This window comes from Luteococcus sp. H91, assembly GCF_038433135.1.
In the GTDB taxonomy this organism is placed as follows: domain Bacteria; phylum Actinomycetota; class Actinomycetes; order Propionibacteriales; family Propionibacteriaceae; genus Luteococcus.
In genome coordinates, this window is sequence record NZ_JBCDMV010000010.1 from 23,247 (window position 1) to 47,059 (window position 23,813).

General features: G+C 68.8%; 25 protein-coding genes. 8 read left to right on the forward strand and 17 right to left on the reverse strand.

Features of this window, described 5'->3' with window-relative positions; all coding sequences use genetic code 11:
• Positions 1 to 45: 45 nt before the first annotated feature.
• Together AAEX57_RS06865 and AAEX57_RS06870 are read right to left on the reverse strand one after the other, a co-directional pair.
• Positions 46 to 396, reverse strand: coding sequence for a nucleotide pyrophosphohydrolase (locus AAEX57_RS06865; protein WP_342091599.1), 351 nt, complete (start codon positions 394 to 396; stop codon positions 46 to 48).
• Between the two features lie 161 nt (positions 397 to 557).
• Positions 558 to 1,343: an enoyl-CoA hydratase/isomerase family protein gene (locus AAEX57_RS06870; RefSeq protein WP_342091600.1), complete on the reverse strand. Its 786-nt coding sequence runs from the start codon at positions 1,341 to 1,343 to the stop codon at positions 558 to 560.
• A 160-nt stretch (positions 1,344 to 1,503) separates the two neighbouring features.
• Here AAEX57_RS06870 and AAEX57_RS06875 point away from each other — a divergent pair, with 160 nt between their 5' ends.
• The gene (locus AAEX57_RS06875; protein WP_342091601.1) at positions 1,504 to 2,763 is read left to right on the forward strand and encodes a L,D-transpeptidase; all 1,260 of its coding nucleotides are present in this window, start codon (positions 1,504 to 1,506) and stop codon (positions 2,761 to 2,763) included.
• On the opposite strand, the gene AAEX57_RS06880 is transcribed toward AAEX57_RS06875, so the two are convergent.
• Positions 2,749 to 3,513 (reverse strand): alpha/beta fold hydrolase, encoded by a 765-nt coding sequence (locus tag AAEX57_RS06880; protein WP_342091602.1) that lies wholly within the window; start codon positions 3,511 to 3,513, stop codon positions 2,749 to 2,751. The two genes, AAEX57_RS06875 and AAEX57_RS06880, sit on opposite strands and share 15 nt — an antisense overlap.
• A gap of 17 nt (positions 3,514 to 3,530) precedes the next feature.
• Entirely contained in the window at positions 3,531 to 4,679 is a 1,149-nt protein-coding gene (locus AAEX57_RS06885) for an MFS transporter (RefSeq protein ID WP_342091603.1), read from the reverse strand.
• Positions 4,680 to 4,853: 174 nt separating this feature from the next.
• Between AAEX57_RS06885 and AAEX57_RS06890 the strand changes: the two genes are divergently transcribed.
• Positions 4,854 to 5,654, forward strand: a complete 801-nt coding sequence (locus tag AAEX57_RS06890) for a protein phosphatase 2C domain-containing protein (RefSeq protein WP_342091604.1) — start codon at positions 4,854 to 4,856, stop codon at positions 5,652 to 5,654.
• A gap of 184 nt (positions 5,655 to 5,838) precedes the next feature.
• Here the strand turns inward: AAEX57_RS06890 and AAEX57_RS06895 are convergent, their stop codons facing one another.
• Complete coding sequence (locus AAEX57_RS06895; protein ID WP_342091605.1) at positions 5,839 to 6,600, reverse strand: sulfite exporter TauE/SafE family protein; 762 nt, start codon at positions 6,598 to 6,600, stop codon at positions 5,839 to 5,841.
• 38 nt (positions 6,601 to 6,638) lie between these two features.
• Between AAEX57_RS06895 and AAEX57_RS06900 the strand changes: the two genes are divergently transcribed.
• Positions 6,639 to 7,292 carry a DUF2461 domain-containing protein gene (locus AAEX57_RS06900; protein ID WP_342091606.1) on the forward strand — a complete coding sequence of 218 codons (654 nt, stop codon included), beginning with the start codon at positions 6,639 to 6,641 and terminating at the stop codon, positions 7,290 to 7,292.
• Between the two features lie 3 nt (positions 7,293 to 7,295).
• On the opposite strand, the gene AAEX57_RS06905 is transcribed toward AAEX57_RS06900, so the two are convergent.
• From AAEX57_RS06905 to AAEX57_RS06915, 3 genes are all read right to left on the reverse strand, one after another.
• Positions 7,296 to 8,516 carry an MFS transporter gene (locus AAEX57_RS06905; RefSeq protein WP_342091607.1) on the reverse strand — a complete coding sequence of 407 codons (1,221 nt, stop codon included), beginning with the start codon at positions 8,514 to 8,516 and terminating at the stop codon, positions 7,296 to 7,298.
• 104 nt (positions 8,517 to 8,620) lie between these two features.
• Positions 8,621 to 8,950: a DMT family transporter gene (locus AAEX57_RS06910; protein ID WP_342091608.1), complete on the reverse strand. Its 330-nt coding sequence runs from the start codon at positions 8,948 to 8,950 to the stop codon at positions 8,621 to 8,623.
• A 75-nt stretch (positions 8,951 to 9,025) separates the two neighbouring features.
• The gene (locus AAEX57_RS06915; RefSeq protein WP_342091609.1) at positions 9,026 to 10,381 is read right to left on the reverse strand and encodes an LssY C-terminal domain-containing protein; all 1,356 of its coding nucleotides are present in this window, start codon (positions 10,379 to 10,381) and stop codon (positions 9,026 to 9,028) included.
• Between the two features lie 88 nt (positions 10,382 to 10,469).
• Between AAEX57_RS06915 and AAEX57_RS06920 the strand changes: the two genes are divergently transcribed.
• On the forward strand, positions 10,470 to 10,865 hold the full coding sequence (locus tag AAEX57_RS06920; RefSeq protein ID WP_342091610.1) for a VOC family protein: 396 nt from the start codon (positions 10,470 to 10,472) through the stop codon (positions 10,863 to 10,865).
• A gap of 9 nt (positions 10,866 to 10,874) precedes the next feature.
• Here AAEX57_RS06920 and AAEX57_RS06925 read toward each other — a convergent pair whose 3' ends face one another.
• Positions 10,875 to 11,525: an SDR family oxidoreductase gene (locus AAEX57_RS06925; protein ID WP_342091611.1), complete on the reverse strand. Its 651-nt coding sequence runs from the start codon at positions 11,523 to 11,525 to the stop codon at positions 10,875 to 10,877.
• A gap of 247 nt (positions 11,526 to 11,772) precedes the next feature.
• Here AAEX57_RS06925 and AAEX57_RS06930 point away from each other — a divergent pair, with 247 nt between their 5' ends.
• Entirely contained in the window at positions 11,773 to 13,443 is a 1,671-nt protein-coding gene (locus tag AAEX57_RS06930; RefSeq protein ID WP_342091612.1) for an FAD-dependent oxidoreductase, read from the forward strand.
• Positions 13,444 to 13,577: 134 nt separating this feature from the next.
• On the opposite strand, the gene AAEX57_RS06935 is transcribed toward AAEX57_RS06930, so the two are convergent.
• On the reverse strand, positions 13,578 to 14,459 hold the full coding sequence (locus AAEX57_RS06935) for a LysR family transcriptional regulator ArgP (protein WP_342091613.1): 882 nt from the start codon (positions 14,457 to 14,459) through the stop codon (positions 13,578 to 13,580).
• 69 nt (positions 14,460 to 14,528) lie between these two features.
• Here AAEX57_RS06935 and AAEX57_RS06940 point away from each other — a divergent pair, with 69 nt between their 5' ends.
• Positions 14,529 to 15,119 carry a LysE/ArgO family amino acid transporter gene (locus AAEX57_RS06940; RefSeq protein ID WP_342091614.1) on the forward strand — a complete coding sequence of 197 codons (591 nt, stop codon included), beginning with the start codon at positions 14,529 to 14,531 and terminating at the stop codon, positions 15,117 to 15,119.
• Positions 15,120 to 15,466: 347 nt separating this feature from the next.
• On the opposite strand, the gene AAEX57_RS06945 is transcribed toward AAEX57_RS06940, so the two are convergent.
• The 3 genes from AAEX57_RS06945 to AAEX57_RS06955 all read right to left on the reverse strand — a co-directional run bounded on the left by AAEX57_RS06945 (position 15,467) and on the right by AAEX57_RS06955 (position 18,433).
• A complete protein-coding gene (locus AAEX57_RS06945; protein ID WP_446721110.1) occupies positions 15,467 to 16,246 on the reverse strand; it encodes an HAD-IIB family hydrolase in 780 nt (259 codons plus the stop codon).
• 156 nt (positions 16,247 to 16,402) lie between these two features.
• Entirely contained in the window at positions 16,403 to 17,281 is an 879-nt protein-coding gene (locus AAEX57_RS06950) for a DUF559 domain-containing protein (protein WP_342091616.1), read from the reverse strand.
• Positions 17,282 to 17,524: 243 nt separating this feature from the next.
• Positions 17,525 to 18,433 (reverse strand): DMT family transporter, encoded by a 909-nt coding sequence (locus AAEX57_RS06955; RefSeq protein ID WP_342091617.1) that lies wholly within the window; start codon positions 18,431 to 18,433, stop codon positions 17,525 to 17,527.
• A gap of 190 nt (positions 18,434 to 18,623) precedes the next feature.
• Here AAEX57_RS06955 and AAEX57_RS06960 point away from each other — a divergent pair, with 190 nt between their 5' ends.
• Positions 18,624 to 19,031, forward strand: coding sequence for a VOC family protein (locus tag AAEX57_RS06960; RefSeq protein ID WP_342091618.1), 408 nt, complete (start codon positions 18,624 to 18,626; stop codon positions 19,029 to 19,031).
• A 15-nt stretch (positions 19,032 to 19,046) separates the two neighbouring features.
• Here the strand turns inward: AAEX57_RS06960 and AAEX57_RS06965 are convergent, their stop codons facing one another.
• A complete protein-coding gene (locus AAEX57_RS06965; RefSeq protein ID WP_342097770.1) occupies positions 19,047 to 20,261 on the reverse strand; it encodes a glycosyltransferase in 1,215 nt (404 codons plus the stop codon).
• Between the two features lie 78 nt (positions 20,262 to 20,339).
• Here AAEX57_RS06965 and AAEX57_RS06970 point away from each other — a divergent pair, with 78 nt between their 5' ends.
• Positions 20,340 to 20,756: a rhodanese-like domain-containing protein gene (locus AAEX57_RS06970; protein WP_342091620.1), complete on the forward strand. Its 417-nt coding sequence runs from the start codon at positions 20,340 to 20,342 to the stop codon at positions 20,754 to 20,756.
• Positions 20,757 to 20,764: 8 nt separating this feature from the next.
• Here AAEX57_RS06970 and AAEX57_RS06975 read toward each other — a convergent pair whose 3' ends face one another.
• The 3 genes from AAEX57_RS06975 to AAEX57_RS06985 all read right to left on the reverse strand — a co-directional run bounded on the left by AAEX57_RS06975 (position 20,765) and on the right by AAEX57_RS06985 (position 23,793).
• The gene (locus AAEX57_RS06975) at positions 20,765 to 21,643 is read right to left on the reverse strand and encodes a DMT family transporter (RefSeq protein ID WP_342091621.1); all 879 of its coding nucleotides are present in this window, start codon (positions 21,641 to 21,643) and stop codon (positions 20,765 to 20,767) included.
• 169 nt (positions 21,644 to 21,812) lie between these two features.
• Positions 21,813 to 22,661, reverse strand: coding sequence for an undecaprenyl-diphosphate phosphatase (locus AAEX57_RS06980; protein ID WP_342091622.1), 849 nt, complete (start codon positions 22,659 to 22,661; stop codon positions 21,813 to 21,815).
• 523 nt (positions 22,662 to 23,184) lie between these two features.
• On the reverse strand, positions 23,185 to 23,793 hold the full coding sequence (locus AAEX57_RS06985) for a histidine phosphatase family protein (protein ID WP_342091623.1): 609 nt from the start codon (positions 23,791 to 23,793) through the stop codon (positions 23,185 to 23,187).
• Positions 23,794 to 23,813: the final 20 nt, after the last annotated feature.

Genomic DNA, 23,813 nt, shown 5'->3' on the forward strand with positions numbered 1-23,813 from the left:
GACGTTACCCGCCTCGGGAGGCAGGAATCCCCTAGCCCACCGTGACTAGGGCTTGAGCAGGGCCTGACCCTTCACCTCGTCGGCGGGGAAGCGTCCCTCGGCGGCGGTCAGCTTGGCGTGCGCCGCCGCCAGCAGGTCAACCTGCAGCGAGTCGGCCAGGCCGAGCAGGTAGATCAGGACGTCGGACATCTCTTCGCCGGCGCGCTGTTGCCGGTCGCCCTGCCGGAACATGTCGGCGGCCTGCTCGTCCGGCACCCACTGGAAGAGTTCTGCGAGCTCCCCCACCTCGCCCACCAGCGCCAGCACAAGCGACCTCGGGTCGTGGAACTGCCGCCAGTCACGCTCGTCGACGAAGTTGCGGTACCGCTCCTGCAGGGCGGTGAAGTCATCAGCCATGTGGTCAGCCTGCCATTGGCTGGCCCGACTTCCGAAAAGCGACCTCCAGATTCGCGCCCGGGGGTGAGCCGCCCGCTCAGGTCTCGTGGACAGGCCAAAGTCTGGAGGTCGATTCTCGGAAATGTGGGCGTGCCAGTGGCTCCGCGGTCATGCTCCTGGGTCTACTGGCCCGTCATGGTGGGGCGGCGCTTCTCGATGAAGGCCGTCACCGCTTCCTTGACGTCGGCGGATTCGGCGCAGACTCGAAGGGTCTCGGCCTCCATGGCCAGGGCCTCGGCATAGGCCATACCGGCGTAGTGGGAGAAGTTCTGCCGCATCCCGCGGTAGGCCAGGGTGGGGCCGTTGGCCAGCCGAGCGGTCAGGGCGAGCGCCTCGTCGGCCAGTTGCCCTTCGGGCAGGACGTAGTCCACCAGCCCGGCGGCCAATGCCTGTTGCGCGTCCATCGGCTCGTTCAGCATGCAGAAGCGCTTGGCCGCGGCCACCCCCATCCGCGCAGAGAAGGCCACCGTCGATCCAGCGGCATTGGAGATTCCCAGCCCGGGGAAGGAGGCGCGCAGCCGGGTGCTCTCACCGGCCACCACGGCATCCGCCAGCGCCACCATGCCCAGCGCACCGCCCACACACCAGCCCTGCACCTGCGCCACCACGGGCACCGGGAGCGCGGCCACCCGCTCCAGCATCGGGTTGAAGCCCTCGAAGAGCGCCATGATCGCGGCGGGCAGGTCATCCAGCCGGGCGTGGAAGGCGCGCATGTTGCCGCCATAGGAGAAGTGCTCACCCTCGGCGCGCAGCAGCACCGCGCGCACCGAACCATCGGGTTCGATCACGTCCAGCGCCCGGTGCAGGGAATCCACGAAGTCGACGTCGATCTGGTTTCCGGTCTGCGGCGCGCACAGCACGATCTGCGCGATGCCGTCGGCAATCTCTGCCCTCACCTGTTCCGTCATGGCCCCATCCTGCCGACGAGCGGCTCACCGGCCGCAGCATCACTGAAGATTGACTGGCGACCGGCACGCGCTTTCCCTATCGGACAAGGCGAAGAACCCGTCGCGGCGAAAAATGTCGGAGGGCTGTGGCACCCTCATGGCAGGCCTTGAGGAGGAAGACATGGGCAAGTTCGCGAGTGTGTTCGCGGTGACCGCTGCGCTGCTGCTGGCCGGTTGTGGTGGCAAGACCGAGCCGGTGACGGTGGACAGCCCGGCCGCTCCCTCCGCCGCGGTGTCGACCCCGGCCGGGGCCGCATCGGCAACGCCCAGCACCGTGGTGAGCCCGTCGAGCACCCCGACGAAGAAGGGTCCCTTCGCCCTGACCGCCAATGTGAAGGATGGCGCGAGCCTGGTCCCGGTCGACACCCAGATCACCATCACGCCCACCTCCGGGCGGGTGGACTCGGTGACCGTCGAATCCACCGCATCCGGCCGCAATGCCGTCGACCAGATCACCGGAAAGATCAATGACAAGGGGGCCTGGGTGGCCAGCACCCGGCTGGACCCCGATGCCCGCTACACCGTGACCGCCACCGGCACCAGCGACCAGGGAAAGACCGCCACCAAGACACTGAGCTTCCGCACCGTCTCACTCAGCCGCTCGCAGGAGGTCTTCCCCACCCTGACGCCCGTGGTCAATGGCCCCTACGGGGTCGCGCAACCGGTGGTGGTGCACTTTGACCAGCCGGTGAAGAACAAGGCCGAGTTCGAGCGCAACATGCACGTCACCTCAACCCCGGCGCAGGAGGGTTCCTGGGGTTGGTACGACGACAAGACCGTGCACTGGCGGCCCAAGAACTTCTGGAATCCGGGTACCAAGGTGAAGCTCGACGCCAACCTGAACGGCGTGAATGCCGGCGACGGGCGCTACGGCCAGCTGAACCGAACGCTGGATCTGCAGATCGGCAAGAACCAGTCCGGGGCGGTGGACGTCGCCAAGCACACCATCACCTGGATGCGCGACGGCAAGAAGATCGGCACGTGGCCGATGACCGCCGGCAAGCCCGGCTTCGTCACCCGCTCGGGCACCAAGGTGGTGATGGAGAAGGCCGAGAACATCAAGATGAACTCGGAAACCACCGGCATCGCCCGGGATTCCGCCGAGGGCTACGACCTGAAGGTGGCCTTTGCGCTACGGGTGACCACCTCGGGCGAGTTCATCCACTCCGCGCCGTGGAATGCGGGCAATTTCGGCGTGCGCAATGCCTCCCACGGGTGTGTCGGGATGGATGAGGGGCAGATGTACTCGCTCTACTCCGAGGCCCAGGTCGGGGATCCGGTGACCTTCACCGGATCGGATCGCAAGCTGGAGGTCGGCAACGGCTGGACCGAGTGGAACATGACCTGGGAGCAGTGGAAGGCCAGGTCAGCCCTCAGCTGAGCGATGCTCGGCAAGGAAGGCATCCACCAGCCGGTGGTAGGCCTCGGGGTTGTCGCGCCGGACGCAGTGGCCCACCCCGTCGAGCAGTTCGATCCGCACCAGCGGATTGGTGACCCGCTCGGGCGAGGGGATGAGCTGGCTGTCGGGCGGCGAGACCACCAGGGCTGGCACACTGAGCTGGTTGAGCACGCCGTCCTGGTCCATCGGGCCGAAATCCAGGTGCTCCATCATCGCCAGGTCCACCTGCTCCTTTGAATCCGCCCAGGCCTGGGTCTCCGCGGCCGACCAGCCATCGCCCAGTTGTCGGGCGATCTCCTGCTCGCGTCGATCCGGGAAGCCCCGCACCCCGTCGGCCCACAGCCTGGTCTCCCGGCGTCGCTCGTCGGTGGTGTGCATCAGCGCCGGATCCTCCAGCACCAGGGCGCGCACCAGCTCGGGGCGGTGCAGCGCGGCCAGCACCGCAGTCCGGCCACCCAGCGAATGCCCGACCACGATGGGCGGGTTCGGCTGGTCTTCCAGCACGGCCACCAGGTCATCCACCAGAGTCTGCATCATCCGGCCGTACTGCGCTGGCTCGAAGCGGGGCGACTCCCCGTGCCCGCGCAGGCTCACCGAGCGCAGGTGCCACTCGGGCTGCCAGTGCGCGACGGCATCGGGCCAGGTGCTTCCGGCGTCGGTGACCCCATGGACCAGCACCAGGGTGGGTTGTGCAGGGTCGCCGTACTCGTGCACGCGGATCGAATCACTCATGTCTCGACCCTAACCACTCATCGCGCAGCCGGGAGCAGGCGCCCGGCAGCCAGCAGCAGGGCCAGGGCGAAGGCGGCCAGCACCGCACAAATCGTGAAGACGCCCGCCACTCCCGCCGTCCCCGTGGCACCCAGTGAGATCACGACCCCGCTGAGCACGGAACCGATCCGTCGGGTGTTCATGAACATGCCCGACGCCATCCCGGGCGCCGCGATGATCTCCTGCACCCAGGCCAGACCGATCCCCTCGGTCAGGGCGATGAAGACCGCATTGGGGATCTGCAGGAGCAGCAGCACCATGGGCGAGCCGGTCAGGATCAGGCCCACGTAGTAGACCAGTGCCAACGCGCCGCCCAGCACCACCATCGAGAACTTGGAGTGCCGCAGCGCCAGCCGCCCGGAGTAGATCATCGCGGGGATCTCCAGCGTGGCGCACAGGCCCAGACTGATCCCGGCCCAGATCGGGGCGGCCGCCAGATCCTGGGTGACATACAGCGTCAACACCGAGACCGCGACCGCATTGGTGGCGCCAGTCAGCACGAAGGCCCCCAGGGCTAGCCCCACCGGCAGCTTCGCCGGTGTGACGGCGTCGGGCTGCAGCACCCCCTCCCGCGCCGGATCACGGTGCTTGCGGGCTCGGATCAAGAAGCCGGTCATCCCCAGATTGACCAGCGCCACCAGGGCAATCGCCACCAGCAGGGCTCGGCTGCCGAAGGTCCCGATCACCAGGGTGGCGACCGGAGGGCCGATCATCCAGGCGAAGGAGAAGACGGCGCGGATGCTGGTGACCTCATGCACCTGGGCACCGCAGTGCTTCAACTCGGCAAAGAGCATCGCGCCGCCGACGCCGGCCGGGGCACCCAGGATCAACAGCGCCACCAGCGCCAGCGGCAGTGAGGTGGCGAACCACAGCGCGATGGTCAGGGCAATGGTGCTGACGCCGGCGCCCACCATGGGCAACAGATAGTCCCGACGCCGGTCTGCCCAGCCGGGCACCACCAGCTGGGCGATGAAGGCGGCGCCCTGGTAGGCGGAGATCACCCAGCCGACGTCACGCATCGAGGCGCCGTACAGGTTCACCAGCAACAGCGCCAGGGCGGGAGCCAGGAAGGCGAACTGCAGCCCCCAGAGCATCGCCGAGCCGGCCAGCGCGGGATAGCGCCTCATCGGGAGCGCCCGGGGAGGTGGTGAGCGAGCATGTAATCCAGCTTGCCATATGGTCAGTTCCGAGAAGTGACCTCCAAATTTCGCCCCTTGCGGCGGCCTGAGCGTACCGAGCTCGAGCAGGGACGAATCTGGCGGTCGATTCTCGGAAAACCAGTGGAGTGCAAGACTGGCACCGTGTCCGAGATCCACACCTTCAGTCGGCCCGCTGGGGCCGATCGCGACAACGAGGACGCCCTTGCCGTGGAATCCGGCATCGGCGTGGTGGTGGACGGCGCCGGACTGCCCAAACAGTTGCGCGGCGGCTGTCGGCACAGCGTGCGGTGGTACGCCCAGGCCCTGGCCGCGGAGTACGGTCGCCTGTTGGTGGACCGTCAGGTGCAGATGGCCAGCGCCCTCGCCTCGGCGATCGGCCGGGTGGCGGCCCGGCATCCGGAATGCGACCTGGCCGCCGGCTCCCCCAGCGCCACCGCGGCCGCCTTCCGAGTCAACGGCGACCAGCTGGAGTACCTGGTGCTGTGTGATGCCTCGATCATCCTGCGCACCCGAGAAGGCGCCGTCACCGAGATCACCGATGACCGGCTCGGCGATCTGGTGGGACCGGTGGAAGCCCCGCTCACCAGCCCCGATGAGATCTGGGCGGCCCGGACGGCAGTGATGGCCCGCACCCGCAACCGGCCGGGTGGTTTCTGGTGCTGTCACCACGATCCGGGTGCTGCCGCTCACGCCCTGGTCGGCTCCTACCCGATGGCCGAGCTGGACGGGGTGATCGCCGCGAGCGATGGTGCCACCCGTGGCCACCAGTCGCTGGGAGTCCTCCCCCTGGAGGAATTTGCCGACGAAGTGTTTGCCGGCCGGGCGGCCCCGGTGGCCGATCGAATCCGGGCCACCGAGCGGGATCGAGCCGAGCAGCTGCGCAGCAGGGCCACCAAGGTGCATGACGACCTGACCGCGGTCTGGCTGGCTAACCGAGCCTGACCCGAGCAGCCAACCAGGGCAGGAAGCCCCAAATAACTGGCTCATTTGTCCACTTCCGAGAACCGACCTCCAGAATCACACCGCTGAAGCGCGCGGAGCCGTAGCCGGGCCGTTCCGGTGGAATCTGGAGGTCGATTCTCGGAAAGGCCTTCCCTAGCTGGCGGGTGGGCACCCCGCAGCGCGCTCAGACCAGCCCCATCACCCCGCGCACCAGGGCGCTGAAACCGCCGAGGCCGGCCAGCGTGATCGCAATCGTCCTGGCCTGCGCTGAGCTGACCCGTCTGGCCGCCCAGGTGCCGGCCAGGATCCCAACCACCACGGTGACCACCACCAGCGGCATCAGCCACCACGGAGGCAGTGCGGTGTCGGCGGCCGCCAGAAGGGGCTTCACGAGCACCGAGAAGAAGCCCATGGTGGCGAAGACCGGCTGCATCGAGGCGGCAAAGGCCTTCTGCTCCCAAGCCACCAGCCGGGAGTGCACCACCATCACCGGCGCCGAGACCCCGGCAGTGGTGTTGAAGATGCCGCCCAGGAAGCCCGCCAGCGGGGTGATCCACGGGGCGTGCACCCGCGGCATTCGGCCAAGGGCGCTGGCCAGCACGGTCACCAGGATGGCCAGCATCACCACCCCGCCGACGATCACCTGCAGCCAGGCCGCCGGGGTGGCTCGCACCACGAAGCCGCCCACCACCGCGCCGGGGATGGCAAAGGCGCAGATCAGCAGGGCGCGGGGCCATTCCACGTCGCGGCGCAACGCCAACAGCATCATCAGGGCGGAGACGGTGGTGGTGGCATTGGCCACCAGGACGCCGGTGGCCGCGCCCAGCACCAAGGTGAGGATCGGGGCGAGCACCAGGCCCATCCCCGTGCCGGAGAGGCGTTGCAGGACGGCGCCGACGAAGACCGCCACCAGCACCATCAGCAGGATCGGGGTGGAGAAGACCATGCGTCGATCCTCGCATCCCGCATGCCTAGGCTGGCGTCATGGCCAGCTTCCAGGGAATCCCGCACGGCGCCGTCGACTTCTACCGCGAGCTCGAGGTGCACAACACCCGGGAGTGGTGGCTGGCCAACAAGGCTCGCTACGACGAGCTGGTCAAGGGCCCCATGGTCGCGCTCGGCGAGGCGGTGGCGCCGACCTTCGGGGAGCCCAAGGTCTACCGCCCCAATCGGGATGTGCGTTTCAGCCACGACAAGTCACCGTACAAGCGCCACCAGGGGCTCTACGTGCGCAGCATGACGCACGCCGGCTGGTACCTGCAGTGCGATGCAACGGGATACTTCATCGCCGGCGGCAGCTACTTCATGGCCGGCGACCAGCTGGCGCGCTACCGGGCCGCCGTCGCCAATGACGCCACCGGGGTGCAGCTGGAGGAGATCCTGCGGGAGCTGACCGAGGCCGGTTATGTGGTCACCGGGGAGAAGCTCGCCACCCGGCCGCGCGGGGTGACCGCGGATGCACCCCGGCTGGAATTGTTGCGCCACAAGACGATCGCGGCGCAGCTGAACCTGGGCGAGCCGGACTGGATGGAAACGCCGGAGGCCGCGGAGTACGTGAACGACGGCTGGGATGAGCTGCGGCCACTGGTGGGTTGGCTGGCGGAGTTCGTCGGGGACTCCGAGGCTTCCCGAGGGTGAGGTTCAGGCAGCTCGGCGCAGGCCAGCCCACATCCCCGTCGCGGCCAGCGCGGCCAGCACGCCGGATCCCAGGACCGGCCACAGGCCGTCGGCCGGATTGCTGACCAGCTGCCCGGCGACGGCCGCTCCGGCGCTGACCCCCAGGGTCAGGCAGGTGGCCAGCACGGTCATCATGGTGGCCACCCGATCGCGCGGGGCGATCCGCTCCATCCAGCCGAAGGAGCTGACCAGGGTCACGCCGGCGCCCACGCCCAACAGCACCGCGACGACGGCGGCCAGCCCGGCGCCGGGCAGCAACATCATCAGTGCGGCACCGGAGGCCATCGCCACGGCGCCGAAAAGAACCCGTAGCCAGACCGCGATCCGCGGCGAGAGTCGGCCCACCAGCAGGCTCGCCACCCCGCTGCCGATCCCGACGCAGCCATAGACCAGGCCGGTGATGCCGGGCGTGCCACGCTGCGCGAACAGGGCGGTCAGGGCGGTCTGGGTGGCGCCGAAGAGCACACCGACGCCGAGGCAGGCGAGCATCGGCCAGAGCACGGCCAGCCCGGTGCGAGTGTGGCTGGCGGCGGCGCGTTGCGCGGCGGTGGAGACCGTCCAGTGCGCCCGGGTGGTGAGCAGGTGAGCGACGAAGATGCCCTGCAGCACCAGCGTCAGCGCCATCATCGCGAGCGCCGCGGAGGAGGCGCCGAGCCAGCTGACCAGCACACTGGCCAGCACCGGGCCGATCACAAAGCCGATCTCATCCACCGCACCCTCATAACCCAGCGCCCTGGAGACCAGCTGGGGCGCACGCAACCGGGCCGCGAGGTGCGACCAGTGACTGCGCGCCACCGGCCCGATCTGTGGATTGGCGGCGCCGACCACGGCCGCGGCCACGAGCAACTGCCAGGACGGCGCCTGGTGGGTCAGTCCGATCAGGAAGACTGCCTGCCCCAGCAGGGAAACCAGCGTGGCACCGGTCACCACCCGCAGCGGGCCGAGGCTGTCCACCAACCGTCCGACGACGGGGGCTCCGACGGCGCTGCCCAACCCGACCGCCCCCACCGCCAGGCCGCCGACACCCATCCCACGACCGTCCTGGTTGAGCACCATCAGGTAGCCCAACTGGATCATCGACGAGGGCAGTCGCGCGGCGAAGGCGGTGACCAGGAAGGCCCAGCCACCGGCGCTGACCAGGGTTGCTGAGGACGATGCCTCGCGCGGCGGTGTGGTGTGGGCCATGAAGTCTCCAGGGTTGCGTCGACTGGACGCGTCCCCGGCCTCACACGCGTCTGGAATCCCCTGTGGGTCCACGATACGACGCGCGGGGCTGGAAGCCACAATCGTCAGTGGCCCTCGCCCCCGCTGACCAGCTTGAGCCCGATCACGCACACGATGATCCCGGCCACCAGCAGGATCTTCGTCAGGCTGGCGCTCTCGGTGCCGCTGAGCATCGCCCAGGCCACCGTCGCCGACGCCCCGATCCCCACCCAGACGGCATAGGCGGTGCCCACCGGGATCTCCCGCATGCCGTAGGCCAGCCCAGCCATCGACAGGCACATCGCCACGACGAAGACCACGATCGGCATCGGTCGGCTGAGGCCGCTGATTCGATCGAGGGCGGTGGCCCAGACCGCTTCCATCAGGCCGGAGAGCACCAGGACGATCCAAGACATGGGGCCATCGTCGCACCCGGGCTTCCCGGGGCGGCAATTCCGGTGGCCGCTCCCCGCGCAAGTGGTGGGCACTGGTCAGTCGTTGTGCCGCCAGTGCGCCTCGGGGATGGTGACCTTGGGTTCGCGACGCCCGCGGGAGACCCAGTCCCGCACCGGCGAGGCGCTGACCGCCAGCACCGTGAGCACCGCCAGCCCGGCGGCCAGCAGGTTTCCCAGGGAGGTGGCATCCTGCGTCGTCACCCCGGCGAGCAGGCCGACGGCGTCGATCACCGCAACCAGCATCAGCAGCACCCAGGCGATCCGCTTGCGGGCGATGATCAGCCACCAGAGCACCACCGCGGCCAGGGCCCAGACCGCCGAGAAGCGCAGATTCCCCCAGGAATCCCCCAGCAGCGGGCCTGCGGTGCCCCGCCACCAGGCGAAGAGCCAGGCTCCGCCCACCACCAGGGCCCGTCCGGCCACCAGGATCCCGGTGATCCACAATGCCGCCGGCGGAACCCCGTGCCGAGCGAAACCGGGGTAGGGGTAGACCCGCGCCGAGACCTTTTCCGGCGCCACCCGCATCAGCGCCCCCGAGACATTGACCACGGGCAGGTGACCGTCGGTACGGACCCGGTCACCGCCACCGTTGCGGTGGTGATAGGCCGTCGAGAAACCGTGGATCACGTGCACCTGGCTATCCGGATCCGCATAGCGGATCGTGTCGATCAGGTAGTCCCGCTCAATGTCGATGTTCTCGTCGATCTTGTGCGTGATCTGCCAGGTGAACATCGAGAAGCCCACCGCTCGGTCGTAGGTGGCGGCGGCCACCCACTGCACCGCATGACCGCCGGGCAGCAACCAGCCCTGCGGGGTGCGCCAGAACCGGACGTGGTGCCGCCGGGTGGGATTGCCGTCCACCTCCTGCTGGTAGGCGAAATCCTGCCGACGGCCGAACAGGAAGAGCCCGGAGACCGGCGCCGCCGGGTAGGAGCGGCGCAGCGCCCAGGAGTGGATCATCCCCCAGGCCGAGCGCACCGAGAGGTCATCGGCCTTGGCCCAGCCGGCCGCGCGCAGGGCGGCGTGGACGTCGTGCTCGTTGCCATCGAGGGCTAGGTTGATCGGATCACCCAGGACACCGTCGGAGGTGCGGGTGCGCCCGGTGAAATAGTCGGGCAGGTAGAGCAGCGTGAACAGCTGGTGCACTCGCGGCAGCGCCAGGTAGGCGGTCAGCCCCCAGAACAGCAGCAGGTGGAGGAAACGCACCGTGTGGCCGCTGAAACCGCTGCTCAGCAGCAGGGCGGCCAGCCAGAAGGCCAGCCCCAGCGCCACCACGACGAAGCCCGCGGAGAGCAGTTCGAAGACCGCGAAGGTACGCCGTGCCGACACCTTGCCGGGCGCCCGCCGGTAGACCGGGGGGCGCGGCGGCACCGGGTAGCGCGGGTCTGACATGGCTCCATCATCGCGCAGCCCTCCGACAGGTCTCGACACCCGTCAGACCGGCCGAGAACTGTCGGAGGCACTGCCTACCATCGTTGACGTGAGCAATCCCGTGCACCACATTGAGCTGTGGACCGACGATCTGGCTGGTTGCGCACCAAGCCTGGACTGGCTGCTGCCCCGGATCGGCTGGCTCGCCGAGCACGACCCCGCCTGGCCCGCCGGACGGGTCTGGCGGCATGCCAGCGGCGCCTATCTGGTGCTGGAGCAGTCGCCCGCCGTCACACCCGGTGGTCATGACCGGATGCGCCCCGGGCTCAACCACCTCGCCTTCCGAGTTCCCCCTGGTCTCCTGACCGAGGTACGTCGGGAAGCCCCGCACCACGGCTGGCGGGAGTTGTTCGCGGAGCGCTACCCGTGGGCCAACGGCAACGAGTCCCGAGCCCTCTTCCTGGAGAACGGTCAGGGCTTCGAGGTGGAGCTGGTGGCGGCGTGAGTACCCCGGTCAGGGCTTGGGGAGCGCCTGACCCACCGGTGTCTGGCCGTCGTTGAAGCTGATCACCTGGTGGCGGGCCCGCTCGGGTTCCGCCAGCACCGCGGCGATCATCTGGGCGACATTGCCGCGGGAAACCTGACCGGCCTCGTCAGCGGTGGCATCCACCCGACCGGTGGGCTCCGCCAAGGTGAGGGCGCTGGGCCGCAGCACCGTCCAGTCCAGGGAGGTCTGCATGAGGTGCTCGTCGGCGGCCGCCTTCGCCTCGGCATAGGCGTAGAAGGAGTTGTCCGGGCTCACACCGTGATCCGGCCCCGCGCCGAAGTAGGAGACCATCACGAACCGCGGCACCCCGGCGGCCACGGCCGCATCCATGGTGCGGATCGCGGCATCCCGATCCACCGCGTAGGTGCGTTCCGGATTTCCGCCACCCGCTCCGGCCGACCAGACCACCGCGTCGCTGCCCCGCAGCAGGTCGGTCAATTCCTCAGTGCCCAGATCCTGCACATCGGCCACCACCGGGGTTGCCCCGGCAGCCGCGACGTCGTCGGCGTGCTCCGGATTGCGGATCACCCCATCCACCTGATCTCCAGCGGCGCTGACTAGGGGCAATGCCAGCAGCGCCACCTTGCCATGAGCGCCGATCATCGTGACCTTGGGCATATTTCCTCCTGCGTGGTCCGTAGCCCAGCCGTTCCGGGCCTCATGGGAGAACAAGCCGCAGAGCGGGCGGTATTCCCCTTCCCACCACTGGGCCACCTGACCAGTTCCGAGAATCCACCTCCAGAATGACGCCGCGCGGTGAGGGTACGCGCAGGCACGCCAGGCGGGCCGAATCTGGAGGTCGCTTCTCGGAATCGTCCGCCTCGGCCGGGGCTACGCTGACCCCAGACAGAGCCCAGGAGCACCCGTGATACCCGCCAAGCCGTACATCCTGCTGGTCAGCCCCGATCATGCCGACTTCCTGCTGGACGAGTTCGGCAGGTACGCCCGCGACTACGCCTTGCGCACCGCTGCGGACTGCGAGGATGCCTGCCGCGTGATCGACGGCATCAACCAGCTGGAGGGCAGGGTGGCGCTGCTGGTCTCCGATTCCCGGCTGCCCGACGCCGAGGTCTGGGACGCCTTCGAACAATGGCGAGCACTGCTGCCCAATACCCGTCGCCTGGTGGTCACGCCCTGGGAGCGCTTCGCCGAGGACAGCGCTCGGCTGCGCGGACACCTGGCCCGCAGCGTCTTCGATGCCTCGCTGCTGATGCCCCGCGGGGTTCGCGACGAGGAGTTCCACACCGCCGTCACCGAGCTGCTGTCCGACTGGGGCAACATGGTCGGTGGTCCGGTGGTGACCAATGTGGTGATCGTCGCCGAGGCGCGAGATCCGCTGGGGCTGGCTCTGGACGACTACTTCCACCGCACCGGGATGCCCTGCGAGACCGTCCGACCCACCTCCGACAAGGGGCGACAACTGCTGGAGCAGGTTCCGCCCGAGGAACGGCGGCTGCCGCTGCTGGTGGCTCCGCAGTTCGGCGAGCCGTTCACCCCGGCCAGCGTGCGGGAAGTGGCGGGGCGATTCTACGGGCGGCCCGACCAGATCGACACGGACGAATGCGCCGACGTGGTGATCATCGGCGCCGGCCCAGCCGGGCTGGCCGCCGCCGTGTACGCGTCGTCGGAGGGGCTGACCACGCACGTCCTGGAGGCCGAGGCGATCGGCGGGCAGGCCGGCACGTCGTCGATGATCCGGAACTATCTGGGCTTTCCCCGCGGCATTTCGGGGATGCGGCTGGCCCAGCGCGCCCGTGCCCAGGCGCTCCGCTTCGGCACCCGTTTCTGGACGGGTTGGCCGGCCACCGGCATCCGGCGCGAGGGCGACCGTTTCGTCGTGCAGACCGACGGCGGAGACTTGACGGCCCGCACCGTGGTGATCGCCACCGGGGTCAGCTACCGGCGGCTTGGCGTCGAATCAGTCGAGGAATTGGTGGGCCAAGGGGTGCACTATGGCGCCGTCACCACCGCCGCACGGGAGCTGGCGGAACGCCATGTCGTCGTGGTGGGTGGCGGCAATTCCGCTGGCCAGGCGGCGATGCACCTGGCCCGCTTCGCCGAAACCGTGACGCTGGTGGTGCGCCGGCCCGGCCTGTCCGAGACCATGAGCGCCTACTTGATCGACGAGATCGAGGCCAACCCAAGGATCCTGGTGCGCGGCACGTCAGCCGTGATGGAGGCCGGTGGGGATGGACGGCTGGAGTGGGTCACGATCGCCTCCATCAGCAGCGACATCCGCGAACGAATCCCCGCTGACGGGCTCTTCCTGTTGATCGGCGCCCAGACCCACAGTGGATGGCTGCCACCCGAGATCGCGCTGGATGACCACGGCTTCATCCTCACCGGCGCGGACACGCCCCGCAGCAGTTGGCGCGACGACCTACCGCCGGCCGCGATGGAGACCACGTCCCCCGGGATCTACGCCGTCGGTGACACTCGCTCCGGCTCGATGAAGCGCGTCGCCTCGGCCGCGGGTGAGGGAGCCGCGGTCGTGCCGCTGGTCCACGATCATCTGGAGCATCATCCGGCCCATTGAATCCGGCCCACTGCACGGCCAGGGCGGTCGCCCGGCGAACGGCGATTCCGAGAAGTGCCCTCCAGAATTGGGCTGGCCGGGAGGTGATGAGCGTAACCCCCCGGCGATCGGCACGCCCCGCGGATTTCTGGAGGTCACTTCTCGGAACCGCCCACCGGCGCCAGACCGCGAGCCGCCCGGCGAACGGCCAGGGTGGCCCGCTCAATCCTCGGGGAATCCACCCGCCAGACCTGCCAGTGCAACGGCACGTCCACCGGTTCCCCGGGCAACCGGACCAGGCTGCCCTCGCGCACTTGGTCGCCGAGCTGGGCCTCGGGAATCATCCCCCAGGCCAGCCCAGCCAGGACGCCCGCCAGGAAGGCCTCCGAGCCGGGCACCTGTGGTTGGGGTGGGATCGAGGTGATTCCCTTGTGACGCAGGAAGTCCAGCTGGAGGTCGTCCTTGGCGTTGTAGCGCAGGGCCGGCAGCCTCGCCCAGTCGAGGGCGGCCAGACCACCGTGCCGTGCCAGCAACTCCGGGGCCGCAACCGGCACATAGCGCATGGCACCCAGCAGCTCGGTACGGCAGCCGGCCACCGGCACCGGATCGGAGGTGACCGCGGCGATCACGTCTCCGCGGCGCAGCAGCTCCGAGGAATGCCCCTGGTCCTCCACCTGCAGCCGCAGTGTGAGGCCTTCCCACGCGGCGGCCTCGCGCAGTACCGGCCGGAACCAGGTGGCCAGCGAATCCGCATTGACCGCCACCCTGAGCAGTGCCCCCGCGTGCCCGCGGCCCAACTCCGCCAAGGTCTCGTCCTCCAGAAAGACCACCTGACGGGCCATCCGCAGCAGCGCCTCACCGGCCGGGGTCGGGGCGCAGGGCAGGGTGCGACGCACCATCACCTGCCCCAGATACCCCTCCAGCGCCTTGATCCGTTGGCTCACCGCGGATGCGGAGATCCGCAGCTCATCCGCCGCGGCCTCGAAACTGCCTTCATCCACAACCGCGATCATTGTCCGTAGCCAATCCCCATTCATGAGGACATCTTAGGAAAGGCGAGAAATCATCGTTTGTCTTCATCCTTCGGTCTGTCTAGCGTTTCGGCCATGTTCTCCACCTGGCTCACCGGCCTGCTCACCGGCCTCTCACTGATCATCGTCATCGGCGTGCAGAATGCACTGGTACTGCGCCAGGGGCTCCGCCGGGAACACGTGGGCCTGGTGGTGACGGTCTGTGCGCTCGGCGACCTGCTGCTGATTGCCGCGGGAACGGCCGGGATGGGCGCCATCGCGCTGGCGCACCCGGATGCCCTGTGCGTGCTGAGCTGGGTCGGCGCCGGCTACCTGGTGTGGTGCGCCATCGGCTCCTTCCGGTCGGCGATGAATCCCGGGGTCCTGGCGGATTCGGGCAGCCAGTCGCGGGCATCCGTGCTGGGCACGGTGCTGGCGGTCACCTGGCTGAACCCGCACGTCTACCTGGACACGGTGGTGATGCTCGGCTCCATCGCAGCCAGCCACGGCTCGCTCAAGTGGGCCTTCGCGGCCGGTGCCATGTGCGCCTCCCTGATCTGGTTCGGCGCCCTGGGCTTCGGTGCCCACGCGCTCTCCGGGCCGCTGGGGCGCCCCGCGGTGTGGCGGGTGGTCGACGTGTTGATCGGGCTGGTGATGCTCGCGGTGGCGGCGGGACTGGTGCTCTGACCCGCCCGATTCCGAGAATCGACCACCAGATTCGGTCAGACCACGTCGTTCGACGCTCCGACCCAGCCGAAGCCGCGAATCCCGGGGTCACTTTTCGGAAACGGCTTCGGCAGACGGCGGTGCGGGGCCCGCAGGAGCTATCTTCGGGGCATGGCCGAACTGACCGAGCCCTGCCCCAACTGCGGCACGCTGATGCGCTGGGAGACATCCCACGAGCGCTGCGACGGATGCGGTTGGATCCGTCCCTGCTGCGAAGGTGCGCCCTGTCCGCCGCAGCAATGACGCCGACATGACACGACGGCCGCCCGCACCAGGCGGACGGCCGTCGCGAGACCGTGTGGGGCTGGTCAGCCCTGCTTGAACCCCGCAACCAGTTCCTGCACGTAACTGTTGGTCTCCTCGGGGCCCTCCACCGCATGGCAGGCGATCCCCATCTCGTAGACCGGGTAGTCATTGCCGCCGGGCTGCAGCCGGTCACCGATGAACAGCATGTTGGCCTGCTTGATGCCGGTCTGTTCCTCCAGGGCGCGCATCCCGTGGGCCTTGTCGATCCCCTTCATGGTGATGTCGATCGACGTGGAACCGCCGGAGCGCACCTCCAGGTTCGGCAGGTCCGCGGCGACGGCATCCCGCAGGGCGGCGCGCTTGGTCATGTCCGGATCCCAGGCGTGCTTGTCGGCCACCGACGCCTGCTGCCCCAGGGCGGAGAAGGTGATCTGGGAACCGCGATCCTCGATCCGGTCGCCCTTGCAGATCTCGTCGCTCTCCCAGAGGCCGAGCTCCTTGGCGCGCTTCTCCAAGGACTCGATGGCGGCCTGCTTGTCCGCTTCGGGCAGGTTGTGGGCGTAGATCTCGGTCCACCGACCGTCGACATTGCGCAGGTAACGGGTGCCACAGGTGGGCATCAGGTGCAGATTGGTCAGGTCGGTGCCCTCGGGCAGATTCTCCAGAACCTGCCTCTGGAACTGCTCATAGCGACCGCCCGAGATGATGCAGACCGGGCGCTCGGCCAGCAGATCGGCCAGCGTCTGGGCCATGGCGGGCTGCACCGGCGACTTGGATGCCGCCAAGGTGTCGTCCAGGTCAAAGGCGACGATCTGGATGTCGTCCGGCACTGGGATGGTCAGGTCGGTCAAGGTTCTCCCCCCGAAGAAAATGGGACGGCGCGAACGTGCGCCGTCTCCCAAGGGTATCGACCAGGCGGTACCACGGCGTACGACCACCTCAGCTTGCCCTCAGCACAAGCACGCCGGGCCGGCCTTCTTCAGCTGGCCCCCAGCGGATCAGGCTGCGGCGCGGGCGGCCAGCGCCATCGCGCTGCGCACCAGGGCGATGAAGGCCTCCCGATCCTGGATCTGCACCCAACTGAAGCGCACCGTGATCCACCCCTCCGCCAGCAGCAGAGCGGCCTTCTCGTGGTCGTCGTGGAAGGTCTGCTGACTGGAGTGGAATTCAAAGCCGTCCAACTCGATCACCAGCCGCAGTTTCTCGAAGACGATGTCGGCTGGCCACTGCTTCCCACCCAGATGGAAGACGAAATTGCCGCGCCAGTCGGTGATGCCGGCCTCGCGGAGCGCCTCGTGGGCCATCCGCTCCATCTGTGACCAGGGCTTCTCCCTGCTGTTGCGGACGATGAAGCGCCGCTCCCGATTGCCCCGGCGCCACTTGAAGCCCGCCATCATCTCGCGCAGATCCTCCGGTGTGGTCTGCAGGGCGCGCAGGGCTTCATCGGTGGCCTCGCCATGATCCGCCTTGGCCAGCCACACGGCCGTCCAGGTGGCGCTGCTGAGGCGGATGCCGTTCACCTCGACCACGTCATCGGGGTCGATCTTGGCGCGGATGAAGCGGTACTTGCCGCGGTTGGGCAGACGACGCCGGGTGATCACGGTGATGGTCTCGACCTTGGCGTTCTCCCAGAAGGAGAGGTGGGCAGCGGCCAGCCCGGTGACCACTGCGTCCGGGTCCCACAACGCGACGGCGGCCGCCAGGGTGGCGGGGTCATCCTTCTTGGCCGACGGAACCACGATTCCCGGCAGGACGGCAACCGCCCGGCCGGTCTTGACCAGATGGTCCAGGCCGTGGGCGAGTGCGGGTTCCTCCCGCCGGCGCAGCACGCCGACGCTCTCGAGGAGCCCCTGTGCCTCTGCGGTGATGGATGTCATGTCCACAGGATGTGCAAGCGGTGTCACCCATCCACAGAAAATGTGAGCCCGGAAGGGGTGTGGACAAGTTCTCAGGTTCGTTCGCTTCCGAGAATTGACCTCCAGATTTGGTCACTCCACAGGGGTCTGAGCGTGAATCCCGGCGACAGGCGGAATCTGGAGGTCAATTTTCGGAAATGGCCACGCGACCAACTTCACGGGAGGACTCGCCGGACGCGCGCCCGGTGAGGAATCTGGCCCGGGTCAGCCCCTCGCCCGCTGGCGACTGCGCAGTTTGGGCAGGATGGTGACCAGGATCATCGCCGCGAACATCGATCCGCCGCCGGCCAGCATCTGCCAGGTGAGCCGCTCGCCACCGAGCAGCACCGCGAAGACCGCCGCCCAGACCGGTTCGCCGGCCATCAACACCGCCGCGGTGGTGGACTCCACCACCGCCTGTGCCCACACCTGCAGGAAGATCGGGATGGCCCCGGCAATCACGGCGATGTAGAGCATCCACAGCCAATCCGTGCGCCCCGAGGGCAGCTGGATCCCACCCGGCAGCGCGGCAAGACCGCACTCCAGAGCCACGACCGCCAGCGTGACCATGGTCAACGCAATGGCGTCATCTCCCTCGGACCACCGGTCCACAGCCACGATGTGGCAGGCGTAGATCACCGCGCTGGCCAGGGTCAGCGATTCCCCGAAACCAATGGCGACGCCGGAGGAGAGGTCCAGAGTCAGCACCCCGAGCCCGAGCGCGGCCAGCATCACCGCCAACCAGGTCAGCAGCGCAATCCGCTCTCGCAGCAGCCAGGCCGCCAGGAAGGGGGTGATCACCACGTACAGCCCGGTCACGAAGCCGGAGACCGAAGCGGCGGTGTGCGCCAGACCGACGGTCTGCACCAGCTGGGCCGTGCCGTAGATCAACCCAAGGATGGTGCCGTGCAGCAGGGTGCGACGACTCATCCGCCAGTGCCGCCAGAAGACCAGCCCCAGCGTCACCGCGGCGATCAGGAAGCGCACGGCCAGCAGGTCGGGTACCGGAAGGCGGCCCGTGAGGTCCTTCATGGAGAAGAAGGTGCTGCCCCACAACACCCCCATCAACACCAGACTTCCCAGCGCCAGGTAACGGGTGCCGCGGCCGGGCACAGGGTTCACGGAGCTGCTCACCTGCGAACCCTAGCCACCCGGGCCCAACCGAGAGTCTCTGCGCCACGCTGGCGAGACACCGGCAGGCCTGGTGCACGCGGGAGGGCCTGGATCAGCCGCCTCAGGCGGAATCTGGCGGCCCCTTTTCGGAAGGCGTCCCAACCGGGGGACTCCCGCCAAACCGAGCCCCGCTCCGGCTACGGTGGGCGGCATGGATCCCCACGAGCCCACGTTCACACCTGCCCTGTCGGCCATCACCCTGTTGGTGGCAGACCAGGATGCGGCGGAGGAGTTCTACTCGCGAGCCTTCGCCGAGGAGCCACTGTGGCGCGATGGGAAGTCGATCGGTTTCGGGTTGGGCAGCGTCGTGCTGAACCTTTTGCTGGATTCCGAGGGCGACCGTCTGGTGACACCGGCCGCGGTGGGCAGCAAGGATTCGGGGCTGCGCTCCCAGCTCAGCATCTGGGTGGACGACATCGACACCGTCGTCGAGACCCTCAAGGGCCGCGGCGTCGACTTTGACACCGACCCCACCGACCAGACCTGGGGGATGCGCACCGCCACCTTCCGAGATCCCGACGGCCACAGCTGGGAGATCGCCCAAGACCTGGGCGACTAGCCCGAACATCCCACCTCATCCCGCGATCTGGCGCAGCCGGGTGATCGCGGTGGCCGGCCCGTCCTCCGTCCCAAGCCGAATGCTCACCTGTCGGACCCGGGGAAGCAGGGAATCCACCTGGCCCACGGCGACCGCAACGTCCTCGGGTCTCAGCCGTCGCGGATCCAGCGGGCGCGTGCCCAGCCCCAGCCGGAAGAGCTGCCGTGCCCAGTAGGGCTGGTCAACGGTGATCGGCACGGGGATGCTCGGCACACCCGCGCGGACCATGGCATGCGTGGTGCCCGCGCCGCAGTGGTGCACGGCCGCTGCCACCCGCGGCAACAGCCACGCATGCGGCACATGCTCCACCACGTGCAGATCGGCCGAAAGCCGCTCCGGCACCTCCCCCGCCCAGCCGGAGGCCAGCAGCACCCGACGGCCGGCCAGGCCGGTCAGCAGGGTGGGCAGGAGCCCCGGCGGCAGGCTCATGCTGCCGAAGCCGACATAGATCGGCGGCTCACCGGCAGCCAGGAAGTCGGCCAGGGCCGGATCCGGGCGGAAGCCGACGGGTGGCGCCAGCGGCCAGTCCCCGGTGACACACAGCCCCGGCCCGTCACATGTCTCGACCGGGCCCGGCAGCAGACTCGGCGACCATGCCCCGAGCTGTTGATAATCCTGCCAGGGAAGGACCCTGACGGGCAGACCCAGCTGGCGTCGGGAGCCATTGAGCAGGTCCCGCACGGCATACCAGCCCGCCAAGTTCCCGGCACGGAAGAGCGGCCGCTGCAGAACGTCGGGGATGCCGTGCGGCAGCATCGCGGAGCGGCGACCGTCGCCGGGCTCGAAGGGTTGGAAGAAGACGGCGACGGCAGGCACGCCCAGCGCCTCGGCGGCGTTGAAGCCGGCAGGCAGCGACAGACCGCTGGAGAGCACCACGTCCGCTTCCCCCGCGGCGGCCAGCAGATCGGTCGTCCAGCCGTGCAGGTGCTGGGCCAACAGGCGTCGCAGAACCCCCAGCCCGGACAGGGTGGAGTCGCCGCTGCGAATGAAGTCGGCCATCTCGTCCCGCCCGCCGAGCCGCTGCCGCAGACCACCGGCCAGCGGAACATAACGGACATCATGGGCGCGGGCCAGCGGCTGGGAGCCAGCATCACCCGCCAGCAGGAAATCGTGGCCGGCAGCCCGCAGCGCCTCACCGAGCGCAACCAGGGGACGAACGTCGCCCTCCGTGCCGTAACTGATCGCAGCCACCCGCATGGGTCCATCGTCGCAGCCCCCGGCCGTCTAGGCTGGAAATCGCCGCAGGATTCAACGACGAATGGTGCCGAGATGACCCGCGAACCCGGAAGCCCACTCCCACTGAATGCCGCCAGTCTGGTAGCGCAGGCGAACGAGAAGATCACCACCCTGAGCCGCGATGAGGTGCTGCCCCTGCTGGACGACCCGGGCGTGCTGCTGGTGGACATCCGCGACGTCCGCGAGCTGGAGCGCGACGGCCTGATCCCCGGGGCCAAACACGCGCCGCGGGGGATGCTGGAGTTCTGGATCGACCCTGAAAGCCCCTACTACAAGCCGGAGCTGGATGACGGCCGCCGGCTGGTGCTCTACTGCGGGTCTGGCTGGCGTTCGGCCTTGTCGGCGGAGGTCCTGACCCGGATGGGGCGCGAGGATGTCGCCCATCTGGACGGTGGCTTCAGCGGCTGGAAGAAGGCTGGCCTGCCGGTGGAGACTCGCGAGGCGCGCTGAACTGGCCGCTACTGGCGGTGGGTGAGCCAGACGCCGCCGATCACCACTGCGCAGCCCAGCACCTGCAGCCAGCCGACGCCCTCATTCAGCACGAGCAGGGCGATCACCAGGCCGAACATCGGCACCAGGTTGATCGAGGCGGCAACCACCGCCGTCGACAGGTGCCGCACCGCCATGGCGTACAGCACCATCGCCAGCACGGAACACAGCACGGTGAGGGTCAGCACCGCGCTGATCGTGGGCCCCGGGTGCGCCGGGCGACGCCAGGTGTGCGCCTCCGTCAGGGCCAGGGGGATGAAGGCCAGCGCCCCCACCCCGTCCTGCCAGAGCACGGTGGTCCACGATGAATAGCGGGTCACGACGTCCCGGGTGGCGAAGGTGTAGAGCGCCCAGACGACGGCGGCCAGCAGGATCAGCAGGTCGCCCCACAGACGTTTGGGGGCATCGGTGCTGGCGATCGGGCCACCGAAGACGATCGCGATGGAGCCCAGCATGGCCAGACCGATCCCCCACCAGCCGCGGCGCCCGATGATGGCCTTGTTCAACAACACGTCGGTGACCGCGATGACGGCGGGGAAGGCGGCCGACAGCAGGGTGGCGTCGGTGGCGGTGGACCATTGCACGCCCAGGTTCTCCAGGGCGAAGTAGGCGGTGATCCCCAGCAGGCCGCCGATGGCGAGGGTGCGCGCATCGCGGGGTGTTGGTCGTTGCCAACCGCGGGTCGCCGCCACGATCACGGCGATCAGCGCGGTGGCCAGCAGGAACCGGACGGCCCCCAGGGTCATCGGGCCGATGTCCACCAGCGCCACCTTGGTGATGGTGTAGCTGGCGGCGAACAACACCATGGAACCGACCAGCGCGAGGCTGGCGCTGAGGCGGGAAGTCACGGACCAATCCTAGGGAGGAGCTGAGCCCCAATCGTGGGCTCGATGCGCGGGTGGGGAATCCGATGCCGAAAAGTGACCGCCAGAATCGGCTGGGCACGGGCGGCCAGCCGTCCAACGAACCGGGGCCGCAACCCGAAGGTCGCGGCCCCGCGTGCGCAGGCTGATCGGTTCAGACGGCGGTGATCACATTGGCGAGCAGCAGACCGATGATGGCCAGGCCCACCAGCACCCGGTAGATCACGAAGGAGGTGAAGGTGTTGCTGGCGACGAACTTCAGCAGCCAGGCGATGGAGGCGTAGGCCACGATGAAGCTGACGACGGTGCCGATCCCCGTGACGCCCCAACCGATGGTGGCGTCGATGTGGGAGGCCTCGCTGGCCGCCTCGTAGACACCGGCCGCGACCAGTGCCGGAATCCCAAGGAAGAAGCTCAGCTTGGTGGCGGCGACGCGATCCAGACCGCTGAACAGGCCACCGGTGATGGTCGCGCCGGAGCGGGAGACCCCGGGCACCAGCGACAGGCACTGCACGGTGCCCAGGATGGCGCCGTCCTTCCAGGTGATGGTCTCCAGACCGCGCTTCTCGCTGGCCGACAGCTTGGCGGAGTGCCGGTCGCCGAGGTACATCGCCACCGACCAGATGATCAGGCCGGCGGCCACCACCCACATGCTGCGCAGGGCGCCGGTGATCAGGTCCTTGCCCAGCAGCGCCACGACGGAGGTGATCACGGTGCCGACCACCACGGCCCAGCCCATGTTGTAGTCGGCATCGCGGGCGCCCTTGTTGGTCAGGCCCTTCACGAAGGCGACGCCGATCCGGACGATGTCCTCGCGGAAGTACCAGACGGCGGCCAGGATGGCGCCGATCTGGATGATCGCGGTGTAGGCGGTGATGCCGGGGTCATCGATCGGCATCCCCATCAGCTTCTCGGTGATCGTGAGGTGTCCGGTGCTGGACACGGGCAGGAACTCGGTCACACCCTCGACAACTCCCAGGATGATCGATTCCCACCACGTCATGTCTGCTCCTCTTGCTTCCGGCCCCCGGCTGGGAACGTCTCACGGCTGGACTCAGGCTATGGGCGGGCTGTGAGGCGAACCGAACCACTCTCAGTGAGCACTCAGCGCCCTTTCCGAGAACCGACCTCCAGAATCGACCGGGCTCGATGGCCCCAGCGTGACCCCCATGGTCAGGCCAAAGTCTGGTGGTTCTTTCTCGGAAGTGGACGATCGACCCGCCATTTCTCGAGGCCAGAATCACGAACCAGACGCCGCGGGCTAGGGTGTTGTCGCTGGTTGTCCACACCCGCGAAGGTGGCGGGTGGCGGTCACCAGTGCGTCGCTGCCAGCGAAGCCGGTGTGAACCCGGCGCTGTCCCGCAACGGTGATGCCCCGCCATCGGCCCCTGGTCGGCGGGGATGAGCCCGGTCGCCTGGCAATGGTGCGCCTCAACTGCCCTCGGCGAAGGGCGGACGGTCAGTCCTTCGCCCCGATCGTGAAGGACTCCGGGATGCCCCTGCGCAGCTGGCCGAGGCCAATGGTCTCAGCGCGCCCCGCCCCGGGCGTGTGCCGGCACGGATCCCGGGGACCATTCCCGCAGGATCACCTCGCCATTCCCGATGGCGCACCAGTCCACCTCGCGGTGGCCGCGACCCTCCAGCACACTCAGCAGCACCCGCAGCGTGTCGCCGTGGCTGACCAGCACCAGCGCTGGGGCGGCCGGGTATTCCTCGGCCAGCCAGCCGAGCAGGCGGCGGCAGCGGGCGTGCACCTGTTGGATCGATTCACCGCCGCCCCAGGCCACCTCGCTGATGTCGAGGCCGGGCGGAACGGGCTCCGGGCTGAGCTCGGCGGTGAGCCGGCCTTCCAAGCTGCCCAGGCCCTGTTCTCGCAGCAGCTCGGTGTTGCGCGGGGTGACGCACAGGGCTCGGGAGATCGCCTCCGCGGTCTGCTGGGCGCGCAGCTGGTCGCTGCTGATCACCGGCGTTGCCGACGTGACCAGCGTGGATACCCGCGTGGCCGCCGCCCGGGCCTCGGCCAGCCCCTGATCGGTGAGCGGCACGTCGAGCCGCTGGCCCTGCAGCCGGCCCTCCAGATTCCAGGTGCTCTGGCCGTGACGGACCAGGATCAGGCGAGTGGCGACGGGCTGCATGCGCCCAACCTAGTGGGCGC